Source organism: Alphaproteobacteria bacterium HT1-32 (assembly GCA_009649675.1).
Lineage (GTDB): Bacteria > Pseudomonadota > Alphaproteobacteria > Rhodospirillales > HT1-32 > HT1-32.
Window position 1 is genome coordinate 129,153 of record WJPL01000002.1, and the last position, 20,557, is coordinate 149,709.

General features: G+C 57.5%; 19 protein-coding genes and 1 riboswitch. Of the genes, 8 read left to right on the forward strand and 11 right to left on the reverse strand.

The window, feature by feature from the left end; translation table 11 throughout:
• Positions 1-266 precede the first annotated feature (266 nt).
• Both GH722_12160 and GH722_12165 read left to right on the forward strand, forming a co-directional pair.
• Entirely contained in the window at positions 267-1,472 is a 1,206-nt protein-coding gene (locus GH722_12160; GenBank protein ID MRG72514.1) for a DUF1611 domain-containing protein, read from the forward strand.
• Positions 1,469-2,623, forward strand: a complete 1,155-nt coding sequence (locus GH722_12165; protein ID MRG72515.1) for an alanine/ornithine racemase family PLP-dependent enzyme — start codon at positions 1,469-1,471, stop codon at positions 2,621-2,623. Before GH722_12160 ends, GH722_12165 begins: the two co-directional genes overlap by 4 nt.
• Positions 2,624-2,631: 8 nt before the next feature.
• Here the strand turns inward: GH722_12165 and GH722_12170 are convergent, their stop codons facing one another.
• A complete protein-coding gene (locus GH722_12170) occupies positions 2,632-3,690 on the reverse strand; it encodes a heme A synthase (GenBank protein MRG72516.1) in 1,059 nt (352 codons plus the stop codon).
• 99 nt (positions 3,691-3,789) lie between these two features.
• Positions 3,790-3,864: riboswitch (SAM riboswitch) on the forward strand.
• Positions 3,865-3,931: 67 nt separating this feature from the next.
• Between GH722_12170 and metZ the strand changes: the two genes are divergently transcribed.
• On the forward strand, positions 3,932-5,119 hold the full coding sequence (gene metZ, locus GH722_12175; GenBank protein ID MRG72517.1) for an O-succinylhomoserine sulfhydrylase: 1,188 nt from the start codon (positions 3,932-3,934) through the stop codon (positions 5,117-5,119).
• A 79-nt stretch (positions 5,120-5,198) separates the two neighbouring features.
• On the opposite strand, the gene GH722_12180 is transcribed toward metZ, so the two are convergent.
• Positions 5,199-5,615 carry a rhodanese-like domain-containing protein gene (locus GH722_12180; protein ID MRG72518.1) on the reverse strand — a complete coding sequence of 139 codons (417 nt, stop codon included), beginning with the start codon at positions 5,613-5,615 and terminating at the stop codon, positions 5,199-5,201.
• A 220-nt stretch (positions 5,616-5,835) separates the two neighbouring features.
• Here GH722_12180 and GH722_12185 point away from each other — a divergent pair, with 220 nt between their 5' ends.
• Genes GH722_12185 through GH722_12195 form a run of 3 tightly spaced genes read left to right on the forward strand, consistent with a single transcriptional unit; the run spans position 5,836 to position 10,057 of the window.
• Positions 5,836-7,695 (forward strand): 2-oxoacid:acceptor oxidoreductase subunit alpha, encoded by a 1,860-nt coding sequence (locus GH722_12185; protein MRG72519.1) that lies wholly within the window; start codon positions 5,836-5,838, stop codon positions 7,693-7,695.
• 1 nt (position 7,696) lies between these two features.
• Complete coding sequence (locus tag GH722_12190) at positions 7,697-8,725, forward strand: 2-oxoacid:ferredoxin oxidoreductase subunit beta (GenBank protein MRG72520.1); 1,029 nt, start codon at positions 7,697-7,699, stop codon at positions 8,723-8,725.
• A gap of 24 nt (positions 8,726-8,749) precedes the next feature.
• A complete protein-coding gene (locus GH722_12195; GenBank protein MRG72521.1) occupies positions 8,750-10,057 on the forward strand; it encodes a pyridine nucleotide-disulfide oxidoreductase in 1,308 nt (435 codons plus the stop codon).
• Between the two features lie 213 nt (positions 10,058-10,270).
• Here the strand turns inward: GH722_12195 and GH722_12200 are convergent, their stop codons facing one another.
• Positions 10,271-10,561, reverse strand: coding sequence for a hypothetical protein (locus GH722_12200; protein ID MRG72522.1), 291 nt, complete (start codon positions 10,559-10,561; stop codon positions 10,271-10,273).
• Between the two features lie 129 nt (positions 10,562-10,690).
• Between GH722_12200 and GH722_12205 the strand changes: the two genes are divergently transcribed.
• A complete protein-coding gene (locus tag GH722_12205) occupies positions 10,691-11,020 on the forward strand; it encodes a hypothetical protein (protein ID MRG72523.1) in 330 nt (109 codons plus the stop codon).
• A gap of 117 nt (positions 11,021-11,137) precedes the next feature.
• On the opposite strand, the gene fabF is transcribed toward GH722_12205, so the two are convergent.
• From fabF to GH722_12235, 6 genes are all read right to left on the reverse strand, one after another.
• On the reverse strand, positions 11,138-12,418 hold the full coding sequence (gene fabF / locus GH722_12210) for a beta-ketoacyl-ACP synthase II (GenBank protein ID MRG72524.1): 1,281 nt from the start codon (positions 12,416-12,418) through the stop codon (positions 11,138-11,140).
• Positions 12,419-12,496: 78 nt separating this feature from the next.
• Positions 12,497-12,919 carry a MarR family transcriptional regulator gene (locus tag GH722_12215; protein MRG72525.1) on the reverse strand — a complete coding sequence of 141 codons (423 nt, stop codon included), beginning with the start codon at positions 12,917-12,919 and terminating at the stop codon, positions 12,497-12,499.
• 142 nt (positions 12,920-13,061) lie between these two features.
• Positions 13,062-14,771: a PAS domain S-box protein gene (locus GH722_12220; protein MRG72526.1), complete on the reverse strand. Its 1,710-nt coding sequence runs from the start codon at positions 14,769-14,771 to the stop codon at positions 13,062-13,064.
• Between the two features lie 12 nt (positions 14,772-14,783).
• Positions 14,784-15,827 carry a hypothetical protein gene (locus GH722_12225; protein ID MRG72527.1) on the reverse strand — a complete coding sequence of 348 codons (1,044 nt, stop codon included), beginning with the start codon at positions 15,825-15,827 and terminating at the stop codon, positions 14,784-14,786.
• A gap of 203 nt (positions 15,828-16,030) precedes the next feature.
• Positions 16,031-17,689, reverse strand: coding sequence for a chaperonin GroEL (groL, locus tag GH722_12230; protein ID MRG72528.1), 1,659 nt, complete (start codon positions 17,687-17,689; stop codon positions 16,031-16,033).
• 18 nt (positions 17,690-17,707) lie between these two features.
• Positions 17,708-18,022, reverse strand: a complete 315-nt coding sequence (locus GH722_12235) for a co-chaperone GroES (protein ID MRG72529.1) — start codon at positions 18,020-18,022, stop codon at positions 17,708-17,710.
• Positions 18,023-18,303: 281 nt separating this feature from the next.
• On the opposite strand from GH722_12235, the gene GH722_12240 reads away from it, so the two are divergent.
• The gene (locus GH722_12240; GenBank protein MRG72530.1) at positions 18,304-18,573 is read left to right on the forward strand and encodes a Usg family protein; all 270 of its coding nucleotides are present in this window, start codon (positions 18,304-18,306) and stop codon (positions 18,571-18,573) included.
• A gap of 114 nt (positions 18,574-18,687) precedes the next feature.
• Here the strand turns inward: GH722_12240 and GH722_12245 are convergent, their stop codons facing one another.
• Together GH722_12245 and GH722_12250 are read right to left on the reverse strand one after the other, a co-directional pair.
• Positions 18,688-19,983 carry a TRAP transporter large permease subunit gene (locus GH722_12245; GenBank protein ID MRG72531.1) on the reverse strand — a complete coding sequence of 432 codons (1,296 nt, stop codon included), beginning with the start codon at positions 19,981-19,983 and terminating at the stop codon, positions 18,688-18,690.
• A 3-nt stretch (positions 19,984-19,986) separates the two neighbouring features.
• On the reverse strand, positions 19,987-20,550 hold the full coding sequence (locus GH722_12250) for a TRAP transporter small permease subunit (protein MRG72532.1): 564 nt from the start codon (positions 20,548-20,550) through the stop codon (positions 19,987-19,989).
• Positions 20,551-20,557: the final 7 nt, after the last annotated feature.

A 20,557-nucleotide genomic window follows, 5' to 3' on the forward strand; every position in this document is an offset into this window, starting at 1 on the left:
TGCGGCTTCCTGATTGGACAAAGCCTGCATAGTGAAGGCGAAAAATGTAACTGCTGCCCAGAGCAAGCGGTGATCCGGACCTTCTCTCGATAAGTTACGACGCCTCAACTCTCAGAAATCCCGCGAAATCACGATTTGCGGCAAAGACGATGCCCGCCGATTTCCGGGATTGTTCTCATGATCGACATTACGACCGAAATTGCCCCGCCTGCGCTATTCTGCTGCTGGCGGCTGGTACTGTTTCAGGTGCCATTTAAGGAATTAATATGAATTTTGTTCACACATCCAGACCGTTGACTTCATCCGGTAATGACAATCGCGCGGCTGCTCCTGCAACGGTCAGACCTGCGGTCCTTCTTCCTTTGCAGGGAAAAGAGCCGGAGTTAAAGACGAATACAGCCGTTATCTATTGCGAGGGAAACTTCGGCGCTATTGACGGAAAGACGGCCAATGGACTGGTCCGGCACTCTGAAAAGTATGATATTCTTTCTGTCATCGACAGTCAGCATGCTGGTCGGGACTCTGGCGTTGTGCTGGGTGGCGCTCCGAATGCCATCCCTGTTTGCAAAAATCTTGCTGATGCCTTGTCGCAGGCTGAAAAACTTCCCGACTATTTCATTTTCGGAATGGCTCCCTCCAGCGGCATGCTGTCGAAGCATGAGCGGGGACTGATTATCGAGGCGATGAGCCTTGGCATGAATATTGTCAACGGTCTGCATGAATTTCTCAATGACGACCCGGTGTTCATCGCCGCCTGCTCTGCTCACAACGTCAGTATTCTTGATGTCCGCAGACCCCGGGCGAAAAAGGATCTGCGGTTGTTCAGCGGCAGGATCAACGACTGCGAATGTCCGCGCATTGCGATCCTCGGCACAGACTGTGCTATCGGCAAGCGCACGACTGCGACAATTCTAACCCGCGCGCTGAATGATCGCGGGATAAGGGCGGTTATGGTGGGAACCGGGCAAACCGGCCTGATCCAGGGTGCGCGTCATGGAATAGCGCTGGATGCGGTCCCGTCTCAGTTCTGCGCAGGTGAACTGGAAGCGACCATTCTTGAGGCGGTCGAAGCCGAAAACCCGGACGTCATCATCGTTGAAGGTCAGGGGGCTCTCAGCCATCCGGCGTTTTCGACAACATCCTTCGTATTGCGGGGAAGCTGCCCGGAAGGTGTCATTCTCCAGCATGCGCCGGGGCGTGCCAGCCGGTGCGATTTTGAACAGATGCCGATGCCGACGGCGGCCAGCGAGATCAATCTGATCGAAACTTTCTCTGATACCCGGGTCATCGGTCTGACGATCAACCATGAGAATATGACCAATGACGATGTCAGCACAGAAATCATCCGCTGCGAGAAAGAGTTTGGCATTCCCGTGACTGATGCCCTGACACGATCTCCCGATGATCTGGTGGAAATGGTTCTCACCTCGTTCCCGAAACTCAGGAAATCGCTGACCGTCGGCATTCATTGAATGCGCCAAGGCTTGAAATTGACCTGGTAAAGCTCGGCCATAATGCCCGTACCCTCGTCAATCTGCTGAGCCATCACGGGATTTCGGTTTCAGCGGTAACCAAGGGTGTGCTCGGTCGCCCGGACGTTGCGCGGGAATTGCTGAAGGCAGGGGCAACGGGCCTTGCCGATTCCCGGATCGAGAACATTCAGACCCTGCACCATGCCGGCGTTGTAGCCCCGATGACGCTGATCCGCTCACCGATGGCCAGTCAGGCAGCACTGGTGATCCGGCATGCTGATTTCAGCATGAATACCGAACTTGATGTCATCTCAGAATTGTCCAAAGCAGCGCAGTCAGCAGGGCGCAGCCATGGCATCCTTCTGATGGTCGAACTGGGAGATCTGCGAGAGGGCATCATGCCTGCCGACCTTGAGAATGTGGTGCGCCGGGTGCTTTGTTTTCCGAATATAACCCTGAGAGGGATAGGAACTAATCTCGCCTGTCGCAGCGGGGTGGTTCCGGATGCCGTCAATATGGGAGAACTGTCCAGACTTGCCGATGCCATCGACACGACCTTCGGTCTGGTTCTTTCTGTTATTTCCGGCGGTAATTCCAGCAATCTGGAATGGGTGCTTGGCGGTGGTGATACGGGACGCATCAACAATCTCCGGCTCGGAGAAGCTATCCTGCTCGGCTGTCAGCCGCTTGACCGCCGGCCAATCGAAGGGCTTCACACGGATGTATTCAGTCTGGTTGCCGAAGTGATCGAGTCCGGGAGCAAGCCATCCCGGCCATGGGGCGACATCGCAGAAACGGCCTTCGGGGCAGCACCTCCGGAGGAGAAACATACCAGCGACCCGAACGGTACTGTATCTCAGGCCATTCTTGCCCTCGGGGAGATGGATGTTGATCCGGCCGGACTGATGCCGCCGCAGGGAATTGATATTCTCGGATCAAGCAGTGACCATCTCGTCGTGGATACTGGCCAAACGGGTCTGAAAGTTGGCGCAGAGGTTGCTTTTCAGGTCAATTACAGCGCTTTGATCCGGGCTATGGCATCTCCCTTCGTCACCAAGCTGGCTTATCCTGTGCCAGATCCCAACAGCTTTGCCGCATTTCCCCAAAAGCGCCCGGCCGCCAGTGAAGGCCGTTCTTTTACCCCTGTCTGAGGCGGTTCTCAGCTTTCTCGTTCTTCATTGATGGCATGCGCCGAGAACAGCAGGGCGGTCATCAGCAGAAGGGCGGTTGCCTGATGCAGGGTGGCGAGCGAAATGGCGACGACGCTGAGTAATGTCGCGATCCCCAGAAGGTACTGGGTAATTACCAGCAGCTTGCTGAATATCAGGCTACGGCGGGCAATGGGATCGGTGGTCTGGCGCATCAGCATCACCGCGCCGGCGATAACAGCGACGCCGGTCAGGGTGGCCAGCAGGCGATGGTTGAACTGGACTGTCGTGATATCCTCGAACAGGCTTTTCCAGGCCGGGTCATAGACCAGATAGCCGTCCGGGATCAGGTCCCCGTCCATCAGCGGGAAGGTGTTGTAGGTCATGCCCGCATCCAGCCCCGCCACAAAACCACCGGACATTGCGGTCAGGAAAACCAGCCCCAGCAGTAACAGCAGCCTGCGGCTGGCCTTGCCAAGACCGGGCGCGCGGGGGCGCAGCACGTCGAGCGCAGTCCAGATCAGTGCCAGATAGATGGCGAAGGCGAGGCAGAGATGCGCAGTCAGCCGGTACTGACTGACATCGGGCCGGTCAATCAGGCCGCTTTGTACCATGTACCAGCCCATGAATCCCTGAGCGCCGCCAAGGAAGAGCAACCCGATAAGCCGGGGCAGCAGCGGTTTTGCCACCATGCCACGGACCAGAAACACCAGAAACGGAATAAAGAAGACAAGACCGATCAGCCGCCCCCATACCCGGTGTATGAATTCCAGCCAGAAGATTTCCTTGAATTCATGCAGGGTCATGCCCGCATTGACCTTCAGATATTCCGGATATTGCCGGTAGGCGTCGAAGGTTGCCTGCCACTCTGCTTCACTCAGTGGTGGCAGCCAGCCGGTGACCGGCCGCCAGCTGACCATGGAAAGTCCGGATTCCGTGAGCCGGGTCAGCGCGCCGATGACCACCATGACAAATACCATGGCGGCGACGGCAAGCAGCCACCATCCGACAGCAGGTGATGTGGTAGTGGTTTCGGTGCGGGGGGCTGATCCAGAAAGACTTGTCGACATGGCTGTCCTGAGGGGCATTGCGCTGAGTGGTATCTAGGATTGTGGGAGCCGCAGGTCAACGCGTAACAGTGGCTTGACCTGCCCTGTCCGGAGGGCTATCGAAAAGGCCGTGGTGATTTGCGACCAGCTTGCGGCCACGTAAAACAATCGCTAAAAGGTCTCGGCAGTTCTGAACCGCCCTGGCCCGCTGGTCAGGGTTTTTTGTTGAGCGCCCCTCGTGAGGGCGCGGAAGGAACTGCAAATGACAACTGACATGCATGACTATCGTGAACAGACGCTGCTGGTCCGTGGCGGTCTGGAACGTTCTGGCTTCGATGAAACCTCCGAAGCTATTTTTCTGACATCCGGATATGTCTACAAATCGGCGGAAGAGGCAGAAGCCGCTTTCAAGGGCGATCGTGTTCGCTATGTCTACAGCCGCTATGCGAATCCGACGGTCTCGATGTTCGAGGAACGGCTGGCAAAGCTTGAAGGCGCGGCCTTCTGTCAGGCAACGGCCAGTGGCATGTCGGCGGTCTTCTCGGCCCTGTTCTGCCAGCTGAAAGCCGGTGACCGGCTTGTCGCATCCCGCGCGCTGTTCGGCTCCTGTCTTTATATCGTGACCGATATCCTGCCGTCTTATGGCGTCGAAACCGAACTGGTTGATGGCATCGATCTGGATCAGTGGCGAAGCGCCCTGTCAAAGCCAACTCAGGCGGTTTTTCTTGAAACCCCGTCGAACCCGACGCTGGAAGTGATCGACCTGAAGGCGGTCTGCGATCTGGCGCATGCAGCCGGGGCGCGGGTCGTTGTCGATAATGTCTTCGCCACGCCGATGTTGCAGAAGCCGATGCAGTATGGCGCGGATATCGTGATCTACAGTACGACCAAGCATATTGACGGGCAGGGGCGCTGCCTTGGTGGCGCGATCCTGTACAATGATACGGATTTCCGGGATCAGTTGCTGCCGATCATCCGCCATACCGGGCCAAGCATGAGCCCGTTCAATGCCTGGGTCATGCTGAAAGGCATGGAGACGATGGCGCTGCGGGTTGACCGGCATTGCGACAATGCGCTGGAAATTGCCCGCTCGCTGGAAGGCCAGCCGGGTCTGAACCGGGTGATTTACCCGGGACTGGAAAGCCACCCCCAGCACAAGCTGGCCATGAGCCAGATGTCATCCCGCGGATCGACAGTTGTTTCGCTTGATCTTGAAGGGGGAAAGGAACGGACCTTCCGCTTCCTGAACGCCCTGAAACTGATTGACCTGTCGAACAATGTCGGGGACGCCAAAAGCCTTGTTACACATCCCGCCACTACGACACACCAGCGGCTCAGCCCGGAAGAACGGGCAATGCTGAATATCGGTGATGGTCTGGTCCGCATCTCGGTCGGACTTGAGGATGTGGCGGATCTGAAAGCGGATATCAGCCAGGCACTTTCAGCCTGATTGAGGACTTGTCCGAAGCCTGAACAGATGACTGTCTTCCCGTCCTGAAAACGAATTCAGGACGGGTGGCGCCTGCCTGTCAGCTCTGGGCCCAGGGCATGCCTTCGACTTTCCAGCCGTTGACGGTGCCGCGATGGCCGTTCATGTCCGGGTCGCCCTCAAAGCCTGAGGCGATATTGTAGCAGCGTTCATATCCCATGGCGGTCATTGCCATGGCGGCATGGGCGGAACGTGCACCGGAACGGCAGAGGAACAATAATGCCCGGGATTTGTCCGGCGCGGCTTCCGCCAGCTTGTCCGTGAACTCCGGATTGACCTCCATGGTCGGAAACTGCTGCCAGCTCAGCCGCATCACCTGTTTGCCGACAGCCGACAGGTCCGGCAGGCCGACGAACGCCCATTCCGGCATTGTACGAACATCGATCAGCAGTGCCTCATTGTCTTCACTGATCATTTTGTAGGCGTCGGTCGGTGAGATATCTCCGGCATATGACATTCGCTGCAACCTTTCCCGCTGAACGTTAATCATCCGCCATGCCCCGTGACGTGGCGGAATATCCACAAAATCCCTACGGTTGTAACCGATAGCGACAGGCAGTACTTATGCACTCCAGAGCCTCGGTTGCGCAAGGTCATGCGTGGATATTGATCCTCCATTCAGACTGCGCTATCGTCCAGATTAATTGTATGTACACGAACAATTCCGGGATATCGAAATGACAGTCGCGACCCTTCAGGAAGCGCCCCCGAAACGGCTGGAACTTGAGTCTGCCGTCGTGCGCTTTGCCGGTGACTCCGGCGATGGTATGCAGCTGACCGGTGGTCAGTTCACTCAGGCAACGGCGCTGGCCGGTAATGATCTGGCGACCTTCCCGGATTTTCCGGCAGAAATTCGCGCACCTGTTGGCACGACCTTCGGGGTCAGTGCCTTCCAGATCAACTTTGGCGCCCGTGATATCCGCACGTCCGGCGATGCGTTTGACTGTCTGGTTGCGATGAACCCGGCGGCTCTGAAGGTTGAACTGAAGGGTCTGCGCCCCGGTGGTCTGCTGATTATTGATACCGGATCGTTCAATGACCGTAATCTGAAGAAAGCCGGATATGACAGTAACCCGCTGGATGATAATGCGCTGGCGGCCTATCAGGTGGTTACCATCGATATTTCTGCCCTCACCATGGAAGCGGTGAAGGACAGCGGCCTGTCGAAGAAAGATGCGCTGCGCTGCAAGAACATGTGGACACTGGGTTATGTCTACTGGCTGTTCGGCCGTGACCGTACCCCGACGGTCGAAGGGCTGCGCGCCAAGTTTGCGAAAAAGCCGGAGATTGCCGAAGCGAATATCGCGGCACTGAATGCCGGGCATGCCCTGGGTGAAACATCGGAAGTGGATTTCCCCGGTTATCATGTGCCGCAGGCGGAAATTCAGCCCGGCCTGTACCGTACCGTCACCGGCGCAGAGGCACTGGCCTATGGTCTGGCAGTGGGAGCCAGCCTTGCTGAAATCCCGATGTTCTTCGGCTCCTATCCGATCACACCGGCCTCCAATCTGCTGCATAACCTGTCGCGGATGAAGCAGTTCGGCGTTACCACCTTCCAGGCGGAAGATGAAATTGCTGCTGCCTGTTCCGCTATCGGTGCCAGCTATGCCGGCCAGCTTGGCGTGACCTCCAGCTCTGGTCCTGGGGTTGCCCTGAAGACCGAGGCGATTGGTCTGGCCATCGGTGTCGAATTGCCGCTGATCATCGTCAATGTGCAACGCGCCGGGCCTTCGACGGGGATGCCGACCAAGACCGAACAGTCGGATCTGTATCAGTCGGTCTATGGCCGTAATGCGGACAGCCCGGTTGTCGTGCTGGCAGCCCGGTCGCCCGGTGACTGTTTTGAGGTGGCGATTGAAGCCTGCCGCATCGCCACGCAGTTCATGACCCCGGTCTATCTGCTCAGTGATGGCTATATCGGCAATGCGTCGGAACCCTGGCTGATTCCGGATGTCGATACATACGAGCATTTCCCGGTGAAATTCCATACGGAGACCGAAGGTTTCCATCCGTTCCTGCGCAATCCGGAAACCCTGGCACGCGCCTGGGCCAAGCCGGGAACGCCAGGGCTGGAACATCGTATCGGCGGGATCGAGAAGGACTACAATTCCGGCCATATCTCCTACACTCCGGAAAACCATCAGAAGATGACGGAAACCCGGCATCAGAAGATCGCCAATGTGGCGAAGACCATTCCCGATCAGGATGTCGAAGTGGGCGAAACATCGGGCAAGCTGGCGGTTGTCGGCTGGGGGTCGACCTTTGGCCCGGTCAGCCGCGCCGTGCAGAACCTGCGCGACGAGGGGCTTGATGTCTCGCATATCCATATCCGCCATATCTGGCCGCTGCCATCCAATCTCGGTGAGCTGCTGTCGGGTTATGAGAAGGTGCTGGTGCCGGAAATGAATACCGGCCAGCTGCTGACCGTGTTGCGTGCTGAATATCTGATCCCGGCGAAGGGCCTGAACAAGGTCGCCGGTCAACCCTTCAAGATCGCCGAGGTGGAAGCTGCCATCCGCGATGAGCTGGAGTCCTGAGATGAACGCCGTTACCCAGAAAGAGAAGCTGACCGCGAAAGACTTCGCCACGGATCAGGAAGTACGCTGGTGCCCCGGCTGTGGCGATTACGCCATTCTGAAAGCCATGCAAAAGGCAATGGCCGATATGGGGCAGAGCACGGAAGATAACGTGTTTGTCTCCGGCATCGGCTGTGCGGCGCGCTTTCCCTACTATATGGCAACTTATGGCTTTCACACGATCCACGGTCGTGCCCCGGCTTTTGCCACGGGCATCAAGCTGGCAAATCCGGATCTGAATGTCTGGGTCGTCGGCGGCGATGGTGACATGCTGTCAATTGGTGCCAACCATCTGATGCATGTGCTGCGTCGCAATGTCGATTTACAGGTGCTGCTGTTCAATAACGAGATCTACGGTCTGACCAAGGGGCAGTATTCGCCGACCTCCCGCGAGGGGACAAAGTCACCCTCGACCCCGCTTGGGTCTGTCGACCGGCCGATTGATGCCTGCACCTATGCGCTGGGTGCGGGGGCGACCTTTATCGCCCGTGGTATCGACAGCCAGCAGAAGCATCTGCCGGGTATCTTCCAGGCAGCGTCCGAACATAAGGGCGCGTCCTTCGTCGAGGTGCTGCAGAACTGCATCGTCTATAACGACGGTGTCTTCAACGAATTTACGGATCGTGATGTTGCTGCTGACCGGCAGGTCCATGTGGAGGCGGGTAAACCGCTGATCTATGGCGCAGATGGCAACAAGGGTATCCGTCTCAACCTGAAGACGCTGAGCCTTGAAGAAGTGGTGGTTGGTGAAAATGGTGTGACGGAGGCCGATCTGCTGGTCCACGACCCGTCAAATCATACGCTTGCCGGTATGCTGGCGGCGATGAACGGACGGGATTTGCCGGTAGCGCTGGGCGTTCTATACTGCTCTCGGGAAGATACATACGAGGCAGCCGTTCATGACCAGATCAACGCCGCGAAATCGAGCGCAAAGATCACCAATTTCAACGACTTGCTCCGCACGGGCCATACCTGGGTCGCTGGCGGCTGATACCCTCGGGGCGGACGGTCAGCCATGCCGCTGACCGTCGCCATCGTCGGGTCCGGCCCGGCGGGTTTCTACACAGCAGACGCTTTGCTGTCTTCCGGCGCTGATGTTGAAATCGACATCATTGAACGCCTGCCCACCCCTTTCGGGCTGATCCGGGCAGGTGTCGCCCCGGATCACCAGACCACCAAGAATGTCGCCCGGAAGTTCGAGAAATCGGCTATCGCGGACAAATCCCGTTATTACGGCAATATCGCCCTCGGGCGGGATGTGACGCTGGATGAGCTGCGCGGCATGTATGATGCGGTGGTGCTGGCTGTTGGTGCGGCCAGCGACGTAAAGCTGACCATACCGGGTGCCGATCTTGATGGCGTCTATGGATCATCTGCCTTTGTCGGCTGGTATAATGCCCATCCGGATTTCCGTTGGCTGGACCCGGACCTCGACACGGATCAGGCGGTGGTCATTGGTCTGGGGAATGTTGCCATTGATATTGCCCGGATACTGGTGCGCACTCGCACCGGCATGGCCTCATCGGATCTGGCTTACCATGCGGGCGAGGCGATCTGGCAGTCGCCCCTGCGAGAGGTCCATATGGTGGGCCGTCGCGGGCCGCTGGATGCCAAGTTTACCAATGTCGAATTGCGGGAACTGGCTGATCTCACCACCTGCGCACTGGTTGTTGACCCGGCACAGCTGCCGGATGCCCTGCCGGAAGGCGTTGATGGTCGCGAGGCCCGCCTGATGCAGCGCAACCTCGATACCCTGCGGGACTATGCCAATGCAGAGGATTGCGGGACCAAGGAGAAGCGCCTGCATATCCGCTTTTACGCCAACCCCGTCGAGATTCTGGGCGATGGCCATGTCGAAGCCATCCGCCTGGAAAAAACCGAGGTCATTGATGGCCGTGTAAAGGGAACCGGCGAGTTCTTCGAAATTCCGACCCGTCTTGTGGTTGCTGCCACCGGCTACCGCTCGATCCCCATTGAAGGGGCCCCCTTTGATGACCAGCGCGGCATTATCCCGAATGATGACGGCAAGGTCGAAGATGGCCTCTATGTCGTCGGCTGGATCAAGCGCGGTCCCTCCGGCGTCATCTCCTCCAGCCGCCCGGATGCTAAATCCGCCACCGCTCATATCCTCAGCGACCTCGGTAATGGCGGCAAACCGGGCCGCCGAAAGCTCGGCCCGCTGCTGAAAGAACGTGGTGCCAGAGTGGTCACCTACGCCGACTGGAAACAGATTGAAGCAGCTGAAAACGCAGCGGCAGAAAACGGTGCACCCCGCCGGAAATACGGAACCATCGAGGAGATGCTGGAGGTTTTGGAGGAGTAACTGCCTCGCACTCAGAGAAAACACCGCACCATTCCCTCATCCTGAACTCGTTTCAGGATGAGGGGGAATTGGTTTGGTGGTAATTTGGTCCTCATCCTGAGGAGGCGCAACGCGCCGTCTCGAAGGATGGCTGGTCAGCCTGATCATGTACGCTCTAACTCCATCCTTCGAGACGCCGCTTTGCTGCTCCTCAGGATGAGGCAGGGTGTGGTGTCAGCCGTAGCTGAGTAATTCGCTGATGAAGCGGCCGAGGAGGAGGGCGAAGAGGCTGGCGATGAGGGCGCAGGCCATGCTTGTCAGGGTCAGCAGGCTGAGGCCGTGTATCCAGCTGAAGCTGCCGGGGTTGATTTCCTGAATGCGGAAGGACGACAGGGCGGTGACGGTCATCAGGCTGATCCAGCACCAGCCGATGATACGATGTCGGGTGGTGCCCCTGGCGGCGGTAAGATTGATGGCGCCGAGCGAGACGGCAAGGACAGCGGTGACGAGATGCAGCCAGATCATGAAAGAACGCCCGGTTTGCGCTCACGCGGGAGTGAGCAGGATGCACTGATATCACAGTTCACCGCCAGATCACCATATTGTAGGCTGTGACCACGGGGCTGTCGGGCCCTCTGGTCAGGAGGTGGTGCTATGGAGATGCGAAGCGGGTTTCTGGGTCTGGTGGCGGTGGCAGGACTACTGTCACCGGGCGTCGCGCAGGCTGATGCCATTGACGGGCACTGGTGCAGGGACATGAAAATTTTGTCGATCGATGGTCCGAAAATCATGACGCCCGGCGGGACGGCGATGCAGGGTAAGTATGACCGGCATGGCTTTGAATATGTCTCACCGCAAGGCGAGGCGGATTCCGGGCAGACGGTGATTATGTCGCTGTATGGTGATGATCTGATGCGGCTGCGGCGCAGTGCCAGCCCTGAAACTGTCGAGGACTGGCACCGTTGTCAGAAGACTGTCAGTTAGGGTTTCAGGGTAGCCAGTTTTGCGCCAAATCTGAGGAAGACGATTCCGGTCACGATCAACCGGCATTGTCTCTGTCGAGATACCGCAGCTTCCGTGAAGTGAGAATTGTGACAGGTGTCAGGGGCGGTAGCGCCGCAGCAGGATAGATGCATTGACCCCGCCAAATCCGAAACTGTTTGAGAGTACTGACGCAAGCTGCTGCGATCTGGCCTGCCCGGGGACAAGATCGAAGACATCCGCCTCCGGTTCCGGGTCCTCAATGTTCAGGCCGGGCGGGATGATACCATCCTTCAGGGCCATGACAGAGAACACGGCTTCAATGGCACCGGCGGCGCCCAGCAGATGGCCCGTTGAGGATTTGGTGGAAGTTACCGCGAGGTCCTTGCCGCGACCCCTGAAGACAGCACGGAGGGCAGCGATTTCTGCGGCATCACCGACCGGTGTCGACGTGCTGTGGGCGTTGACGTAATCGACCTCGTCCGGATGTGCTTCTGCCATCCGCAGAGCCAGTTGCATTGAGGCCTGTGCACCCGCGCCGTCAGGACAGCCGGCGGTGACATGATAGGCGTCAGACGTGGTGCCGTAGCCGGCGAGGATGGCGAGTGGCGTCGCACCCCGTGCCCTTGCGTGGCTGAGGCGTTCAATGACGATGGTGGCCGCTCCCTCTGACAGGACAAATCCGTCATGGCCTTTGTCAAAAGGTCGCGACGCCCGGGTGGGTGTCGCATTAAAGCCGGTGGAGAGGGCGCGGGCGGCGGCGAATCCACCGATGGAGACGGGGTCGACACAGGCGTCAGTTCCACCACAGACCGCGACATCAGCCTCACCGGTCAGAATCAGTCGCATGCCGTCACCGATGGCCTGAACCGAAGCAGCGCAGGCAGTTGTCGGCGCGCCGCTGGGGCCGGAAAAGCCATAGCGGATAGAGACCTGTCCTGTCGCAAGGTTGGGCAGGAAGGAGGGGACGACGAAAGGGGAGAGGCGGCGGGGACCGCGTTCACGGACAAGATTGACGGCATCTGTGATCGCTGGAAAACCACCAACGCCGGTCCCGATGACGGTTGCCGTGCGGGATCGCTCTGCCGGGTCTTGTGGGGTCCAGCCCGCCTGTTCGACGGCTTCGGCTGTCGCTGCGATGGCATAGCGGATGAACAGATCGGTCTTCTTCAGATCTTTCGCATCCATATGATCAAGCGGATCGAAACCGCCCTCGGGGTCGGTCTTTCGGTCCGGGACCAGTCCGGCAACCTTGCAGACATAGTTGTCTGTATCGAAGCGGTCATTGCTGACAATACCGCTTTTTCCCGCGATCAGCCGTTGCCAGTTGGTCGGGACACCCTGACCAAGTGGTGATACCGCGCCCAGTCCGGTTATGACAATCGGGTCGTCCTGCTGCATGGCTGCCTCCTATAGTGCATATACACTGTGTATATGCACTATAGGAGGCAGATGACAAGAGTCGGCAAGGTTTTTCTTTTAGCCGTTGGTCAGTATTTCCATGGTCTTCAGATAGTCATCGATATCGAAGCCGGAGAGAAGTTCTCGCATCTCCTGCTGTGCCTTGCGCCATTCCGGGACGGTCTGTTCGACCAGTTTCTCGCCTTCCGCTGTCACAAAGCAGAGACGACCATTGCCGCTTGGCGCCTTTTCCCGGCGGATCAGTCCTCGTCTCTCCAGCAGATCCATGTTCCGGGTCAGGGAAGTACGGTCAATGGCAAAGCGGTCGGCCAGCGCACTGATGGTGGTGCCTCCATGGTGGCGCGTTTTGACCAGCAGGGCAAATTGGGCAACGGTGATCCCATAGGGCTGCAACCGCCGGTCATACCTGCGGGTCAGGGCGCGTGCTGCCTTGGCTGTGTTCATCAGAAGGCAGCGCGAGAAATCATCAGTCTCAGACATAATCTAGGCAGTACTGCGGATTGGCTGTGTGGTCAAATATCAGATAGGAAAAGCGGCCGGGCCTTGCCGTTCGGCCTTTCTGTTCATTCAGACTATCCGATTTTCCCGGAAACAAGACTGAAGACTTCCACTTTCGCGCGGGTTATGCGGCGGCGTCGTTCCGGACTGGTCTGTCCGGAACGGAGACGATTGCCCGTGTCCCCTTGCCGGGGGTGGAGAGCAGTTTGAAGCTGCCGCCGATGAGGCCGGCGAAGCGGGCGATCAGAGGGATGCCGAGGCCGGTACCTTCATTGGTGCGGGTGTAGCTGTTTTCCAGCTGAACGAACGGCTCCATGACCCTGACGATTTCTTCTTCCGTCATGCCGGGCCCTTCGTCGACAACCTCGATCCCGACCGTTCCGTCGGCGGCCTGGCGGACGGTGAGTTCGACGGTACTGCCGCCGGGGCTGAATTTGACCGCATTGGAGAGAATATTGAGCAAAATCTGTTTCAGCAGCCGGCTGTCGGTGTGGATGGTTCCAGTGGCGGGATTGACGCGGAGAGTAATCTGTTTCGCGTTTGCGGTGGTCCGGAAGAACTGAATGCATTCCGTTGTGAATTCACCGATATCGACATTGTCGGTGCGGACTTCGACCTTGCCGGCATCGACCTTGGCCAGGTCGAGGATGTCGTTGATCAGGCTCAGCAGATGGCGGGCGCTGTGCAGGATCGTGGCATGGTAATTCTCGGTCTTTTCCGGGGTGAGTTTCAGTTCCGGCATGGACAGCATCTCGGTGAAGCCGATGATTGCGTTCAGCGGCGTCCGTAATTCATGACTCATGGTTGCCAGAAATTCCGATTTCGCCGCATTGGCCTGCTGGGCAAGCTCGTTCAGAATGGAGGCTTCCCGCAACAGCTCCTGCAGCGCCTCCTCTGAGGCTTTCTGTTCTGTCACATCCTTGATCAGTGTCACCGTATAGCCGGTTCGGGCACCGTCATCGCGGACCGGGGCGGTGCTGACCAGAACCGGGACTGTCTTGCCATTCCTGTCCCGGACCCGTGTTTCGCCCTGCCAGCCGTCATGCTGGCGGCTGCCTTCCCAGATCTGCAACAGGCTGCCGGCGATTTCGGGATCGAGAATCTGTATCGGCGGGCCGGACCCGTTGGCTGCGAAGGAGGACAGCTTGTTGCGATATGCGGTATTGGCATCAATCAGCCGGCCATCCGGATCGGTGACGAAAAGCCCGTCATTGAGCGATTCAAATGCCTGCCGGGCGATGGCCATCTGCCGGGCCGGGATCAGGAGGGTCCGGTTGATGACAATCAGCAGTCCGATGACGATAACGCCGACGATGACGGCGATTTCGATGAACTCGATCAGCAGGGTTTCCTGCAGGGTCTGGCTGAAGGGGAGAGGGGTGGCATAGACATTCACTGAACCGATGGTCAATGTGCCCTGCCGGATGGGATGGCTGACAATCACGCCGACGGTTTTCAGATAGGCCGCATGATTCTGGCGATTATAGAATTCGATATCGCCAGATGGCGTCCGGACCTTGCCCATAAACAGATGGCCGAAGCTCCCTTCGACGACAACCCCGGAAATGATCGGATCCAGCAATTCGGAATCGATGATGGCAGAGGCGACATCTTCGGTATAGAGGCGGTCGACCGACTTGTCGAAGATCGACCAGATGGTGGGGGTCGCAGACAGCGCGATCCGTTCGGCGACGATCTCGGCGCGTTGACTGAGTTCGGTCAGCCGCTGATGGTTGACGATGGTCAGGCGGATGATGACAAAGCCCGTAAGGACGAAAATGATGACAAGCGTCATCAGCAGCACAAGCCTGCCTGATCCGTCAGCTTTCATCATACTGCCCGGATATCAGTCATAGGCACCGAAATACCGGTAGTATTCATTATACTCGTCTTTGAAATCCTTCTTTATGTCCAGAAGCCTGCGCGTGTAGTCGTCAGCGAGTTTGTATCGTGTGATGACGCTGTCGGTGGCCTTGCGCCAGGATTCGATATCTTCCTTGCTCCAGCGACGAATGGTGATGTCGGAATTCTGAAATTTCTGTAACGCTTCGAAATCCTTGAGCTTGGCCTTGAAGGTTGTGGTCAATGTGTAGGATTTGATGGCTGATTCCAGAATTGCCTGCAGGTCAGGCGTCAGCCGGTCATAGGCTGCCTTGTTGATGAGAAAGTCTGACAGTACCGATGGTTGCCAGACCGCCGGAACAATGGCGTGCCTGCCGATGTCCTGCAGTCCGAGATCCCAGGCACCGCTGGCGGTTGTCCATTCCACGGCGTCGATATCACCGCTGCGCAACGCCGGTTCGATTTCTGAGGGTACAAGCGGGATGGCATAACTTCCGGAGGCTTCGGCCAGAACCTCGCTGGGTAATCCCGGGCCGATCCGGACTTTCTTGCCCCTGAGGTCTGCGAGGCCGGTAATCGGCTCTCTGGAGATCAGCCCGAATTCCATTCCGGGCCACCAGGCGGGTCGCCATACGACGCCTTCCGGATTGGCCAGTTCGTTGGCCATGTCTGTTCCCTTGCCGGCAAGGAAGAACATCATTGAGGCATCAAGATTCATGAAATCGAACGGGCCGGCATTCATCACAGCCCAGGCCGGATGTTTCGCCGACCACCAGTTCGGCCATCCATTCCCCATCTCTATTCTGCCATCACTGACAGCAGGGAAGATATCGGCGCCGTTGGTCAGTTCCCCGCCTGGATGAACCGAAATCTGCAGGCGACCGTTACTCATCAGCGCGACGTTTTCGGCAAATTTGCCAAGTTCGATGAAGTCAATGCTGGTTGCGACCGCCTGAGACTGCAGGCGCCAGACATGTTTTTCGGCCTCCTTCTCGAAGCAGCCAGTCAGGATGAGCATCATAGCCAGCGCGAGCAATTTCTTCGTCATATATCCCGAATTCCGTCTCTTTCCTGCATCTCGTCACATCAGGACGATGCCGCATAATCAGAGATACCGGGCAGGATTTCTATCCGTACTTATACGAAGCTTAGGGGGAAAAGTGATCTCGGGACTGCAATCATCAAAAGAAAAGAGGCCGGGTGTTACCACCCGACCTCTCTGGTCTTCGCAGAGCTTCTGGTAAGCCGGACTTAGAAGTCCATGCCACCCATGCCGCCCATCCCACCCATGCCGCCGCCGGGCATACCGCCGCCAGCATTGCTGTTCTTCTCCGGCTTGTCAGCGACCATGGCTTCGGTCGTGATCAGAAGGCCGGCGATCGAGGCCGCATCCTGCAGCGCACAACGGACAACCTTGGCCGGATCGATGACACCGGATTTCACCAGGTCTTCGTAGGTGCCGGTCTGGGCATTGTAACCCCAGGTGCCGCCTTTACCTTCGAGCAGCTTGCCGGCAACCACCGCGCCGTCTGTGCCCGCATTCTGGGCAATCTGGCGAACCGGTGCCTGAATGGCCCGGCGGATGATCGAGATACCGACCTGCTGGTCGTTGTTGGCGCCTTCCAGCTTCTCAAGAGCCTTGGTCGAATAGAGCAGGGCAACGCCGCCGCCCGGTACAACGCCTTCTTCAACCGCAGCGCGGGTTGCATGAAGCGCATCGTCGACACGGTCCTTGCGTTCCTTGACTTCAGTTTCAGTTGCACCACCGACGCGGATCACGGCGACACCACCGGCCAGTTTCGCAAGACGCTCCTGGAGCTTCTCACGGTCATAGTCGGACGTGGTGTCGTCGATCTGCTTGCGGATCTGGTTGCAGCGGCCTTCGATGTCCGTCTTCTTGCCGGAACCGTCGATGATCGTGGTCTCTTCCTTCGAGATGTCGACCTTCTTCGCGGTACCCAGCATGTCGAGCGTGACGCTTTCCAGCTTGATGCCGATGTCTTCGGAGATCACCTGGCCACCGGTCAGGATGGCGATGTCTTCCAGCATGGCTTTCCGGCGATCACCGAAGCCCGGTGCCTTGACGGCAGCGATCTTCAGGCCACCACGGAGCTTGTTGACGACCAGGGTCGCCAGTGCTTCGCCTTCGACATCTTCAGCGATGATCAGCAGCGGACGGCTGGACTGAACAACGGCTTCGAGCACCGGCAGCATTGCCTGCAGGTTCGAGAGTTTCTTCTCGTGCAGCAGGATGTACGGATTGTCGAGTTCAGCGATCATCTTGTCGGCATTGGTCACGAAATAGGGTGACAGATAGCCGCGGTCGAACTGCATGCCTTCGACAACGTCGAGTTCGGTCTGGAGACCCTTGGCTTCTTCAACAGTGATGACGCCTTCGTTGCCAACTTTCTGCATGGCTTCGGCAATCATCAAGCCGACTTCAGCGTCACCATTGGCAGAGATGGTACCAACCTGTGCAACTTCTTCCGTGCCCTTGATTTTCTTGGACTGTTTCTGGACATCAGCCACGACAGCGTCAACAGCGAGGTCGATACCACGCTTCAGATCCATCGGGTTCATGCCAGCTGCAACAGCCTTCACACCTTCGCGGACGATGGCCTGAGCCAGAACCGTCGCGGTGGTGGTGCCGTCACCGGCGAGATCAGCGGTCTTGGAAGCAACTTCCTTGACCATCTGGGCGCCCATGTTTTCGAACTTGTCGGACAGTTCGATGTCCTTCGCAACCGTAACACCGTCCTTGGTGATACGCGGTGCGCCGAACGACTTGTCCAGAACAACGTTACGACCCTTCGGGCCGAGTGTTACCTTCACCGCATCGGCGAGGATATCGACGCCGCGCAGCATACGGTCGCGTGCGTCGGTCGAGAATTTAACTTCTTTACCAGCCATAGTATTCAAGCCCTTTCATTAAGCAGCTTTTTTCGACTTCTTGGACGTCTCGATGATGCCCATGATGTCACTTTCCTTCATGATCAGCAGCTCTTCGCCGTCGATCTTGACTTCTGTGCCCGACCATTTGCCGAACAGAACCCGGTCGCCGGCCTTGACATCAAGCGCCACGACTTCACCCTTCTCATTACGGGCACCCGTACCGACGGCGACAATCTCGCCTTCCATCGGCTTTTCCTTGGCGGTATCGGGGATGATAATGCCACCAGCGGTTTTCTCGTCTGTCGTGACCCGACGAACGACGACCCGGTCGTGAAGCGGTCTGAACTTCATGCTCGTTTCCCTTATTAATGAAGCGTTGGTCCAGCAGATATATCTGCAATTTTAGCACTCACATGATGTGAGTGCTGGCGATTTAGGTCGGAGATGGTGCCCTGTCAAGCGACAGCGATGGGAATAATTTTTGCGGGGCCGGATGTTTTGGCAGCACTCTCGTTGGATTGGTGCCAAGTTATTGAAATATATGATAAAAAAACTTTGCGCTGAAAAGCGGATGCGGCAGACTGATATCCGGGTGAATACCTCTTGTCGAGAAATATTCAGGAGAACGCGCAATGCAGACAAAATCTCTCGAACTTCAGATGCAGGGCTACCGGCTGACAACCGCAGAAATCATTTATCACCTGCCGGACTATCCGAGACTGCTGCAATCCTACATCTGGCAGGAACTGGACCTGGCCCCACAATATCCGATCCTGAAGAAGTTTCTCGATTTCTGGGAAGACAATCTGGATGGCAGGCTGCATTCGGTGAAGCTGGCCAGCCGTGAGATTGTCCGCCCTTCGGAATTCCGCCTCGCAAATGTTGAACTGACGATGCACTGAGTCCGGCTTCAGGCCAAGGCGCACTGCGCCGGAACCCGTGTACGGCTGTGGTCAAGCCTTGGGTTCCGGCGCAGTGTTTGATCCCGGATCTGTGGGATCCGGCAAGGCTGGCGATTATCGGATCGGCTGATCCGGTCCGAGAACAAGATCGGGCAGCCAGAGGGTCAGTTGCGGTACATAGGTGATCAGGATGAGTACCAGCATCAGCGGGATTAGGAAGGGCAGGACAGCCATGGCCACCTTCTCGAAAGGTACCTTGCCGACCTCAACCATGACGTAAAGTCCGATCCCCATTGGCGGTGTCGCAATGCCGATCAGCAGGGCAAGCTGGAAGATAATTCCGAAATGCACCCGGTCGATGCCGAAGGTATCGACAATCGGCAGCAGCATCGGCACCAGCATCAGCTTGACCGGCACGCCTTCAACCACACAGCCGATCAGCAGCACGAACACAAGGACAAGCGCCAGAAAGACAGTCCGTGATTCTGTGACAGAGAAGATCGCTTCGCCCAGTTGCTGCGGAACCTGTTCAATGGCCAGCAACCAGCCCATCGCAATCGAGAAACCGATGATGATCATGATGACCGTGGTCATTGTCATGGTTTCTGTCAGTGCCTTCATCAGGCGCTGCAATGTGAGTGTCTTGTAGGCATACCCCAGGAACAGCGAGTAGATGCAGGCCAGAACACCGGCTTCCGTTGCTGTGACCTGACCGGTCAGGATAGAGCCCAGAATGATCCCCGGTGCGATCAGCGCCAGAATACCGTCCCAGCCACTACGAAGTACTTCGCGTCTGCTGGCTTTCGGCTGGGTCGGGAAATCATGCCGGATGGCGAGGATGCGATTGAAGATCATCAGTGAGGCACCGATGATGACACCGGGAACAACGCCAGCCAGAAACATCCGTTCAACCGACTGCTGTGCCAGGAAAGCATAGATCACCAGCCCGATCGAGGGCGGGATGATCGGTCCGACAACGGCAGAACAGACAGTAACAGCGGCGGCGAATTCCGGCTTGTAGCCACGTTCGCGCATGGCCTTGATCTCGATGGCACCAAGACCGGCACAATCAGCGACAGCGGCACCGGAAACACCGGCAAAGATCATCGAGGCAAGCACGTTGACCTGTGCGAGACCGGCCTTGAAATGGCCGACAAGAGCATTTGCGAAGGTGAAGATGCGATCGGTCATGCCGACCACGTTCATCAGATTCCCCGCCATGATGAAGAAGGGGACGGCAGCCAGTGACGGCTTGTTCACGCCATCAAGAATTTGCTGCGGAATGATATAGAATGAATCGCTGAAGTCGCTGGTGGCAAAGGCCATCATGACAGCAGCGCCGATTGCCATGGCCACGGGAACGCGCAGCAGGATCATGGCGATGAAGCCGATAAAAAGCATTGCGGTCATGGTTTAGCTGTCCGGATCTGTAAGGTGGGTCGGCAGAGGTTCCGGCACGCCCTGTGTTGCCTTGAGAATTTCAAGCAGCGCGTTGACGAAGACCAGGAAGGTCGACAGGAACAGCGGAATGGAAAGTGTATAGCGTTCCAGTTCGGTGCCCCAGGGGGTGATAACCCCTTCGATATCGCCGATCTGGCCTTCCAGAATGATCCGGGTTTCCGCAAGGATAAGGCCGGTAACAGTCAGGGTTGTCAGTGCGACGAAATAACGGGTAGCCGTCATTGCACCGTCACCATATTTCCGGACAAGAAAATCGACCGCGATATCCTTGTTTTTCCGGTAAATGACATAGAAGCCGAAAAACGACATCCAGACGAAAAACTGCATCGTCCAGGGCCAGATCCAGTAGAAGCTGACGTTGAGAGGCCGCAACACAATGGTTGCGGCCGTCCCGACGAGCATCAGGGCCAGGCTGGCATTAGCGAGAAACAGGAACAGCGAACAGATGCCGTCCATGATGCGGTCAGCGACAGCGATAAATCCCGCCAATGCGCCACCTTTGGTCCTGTCATTCATGGTCGTT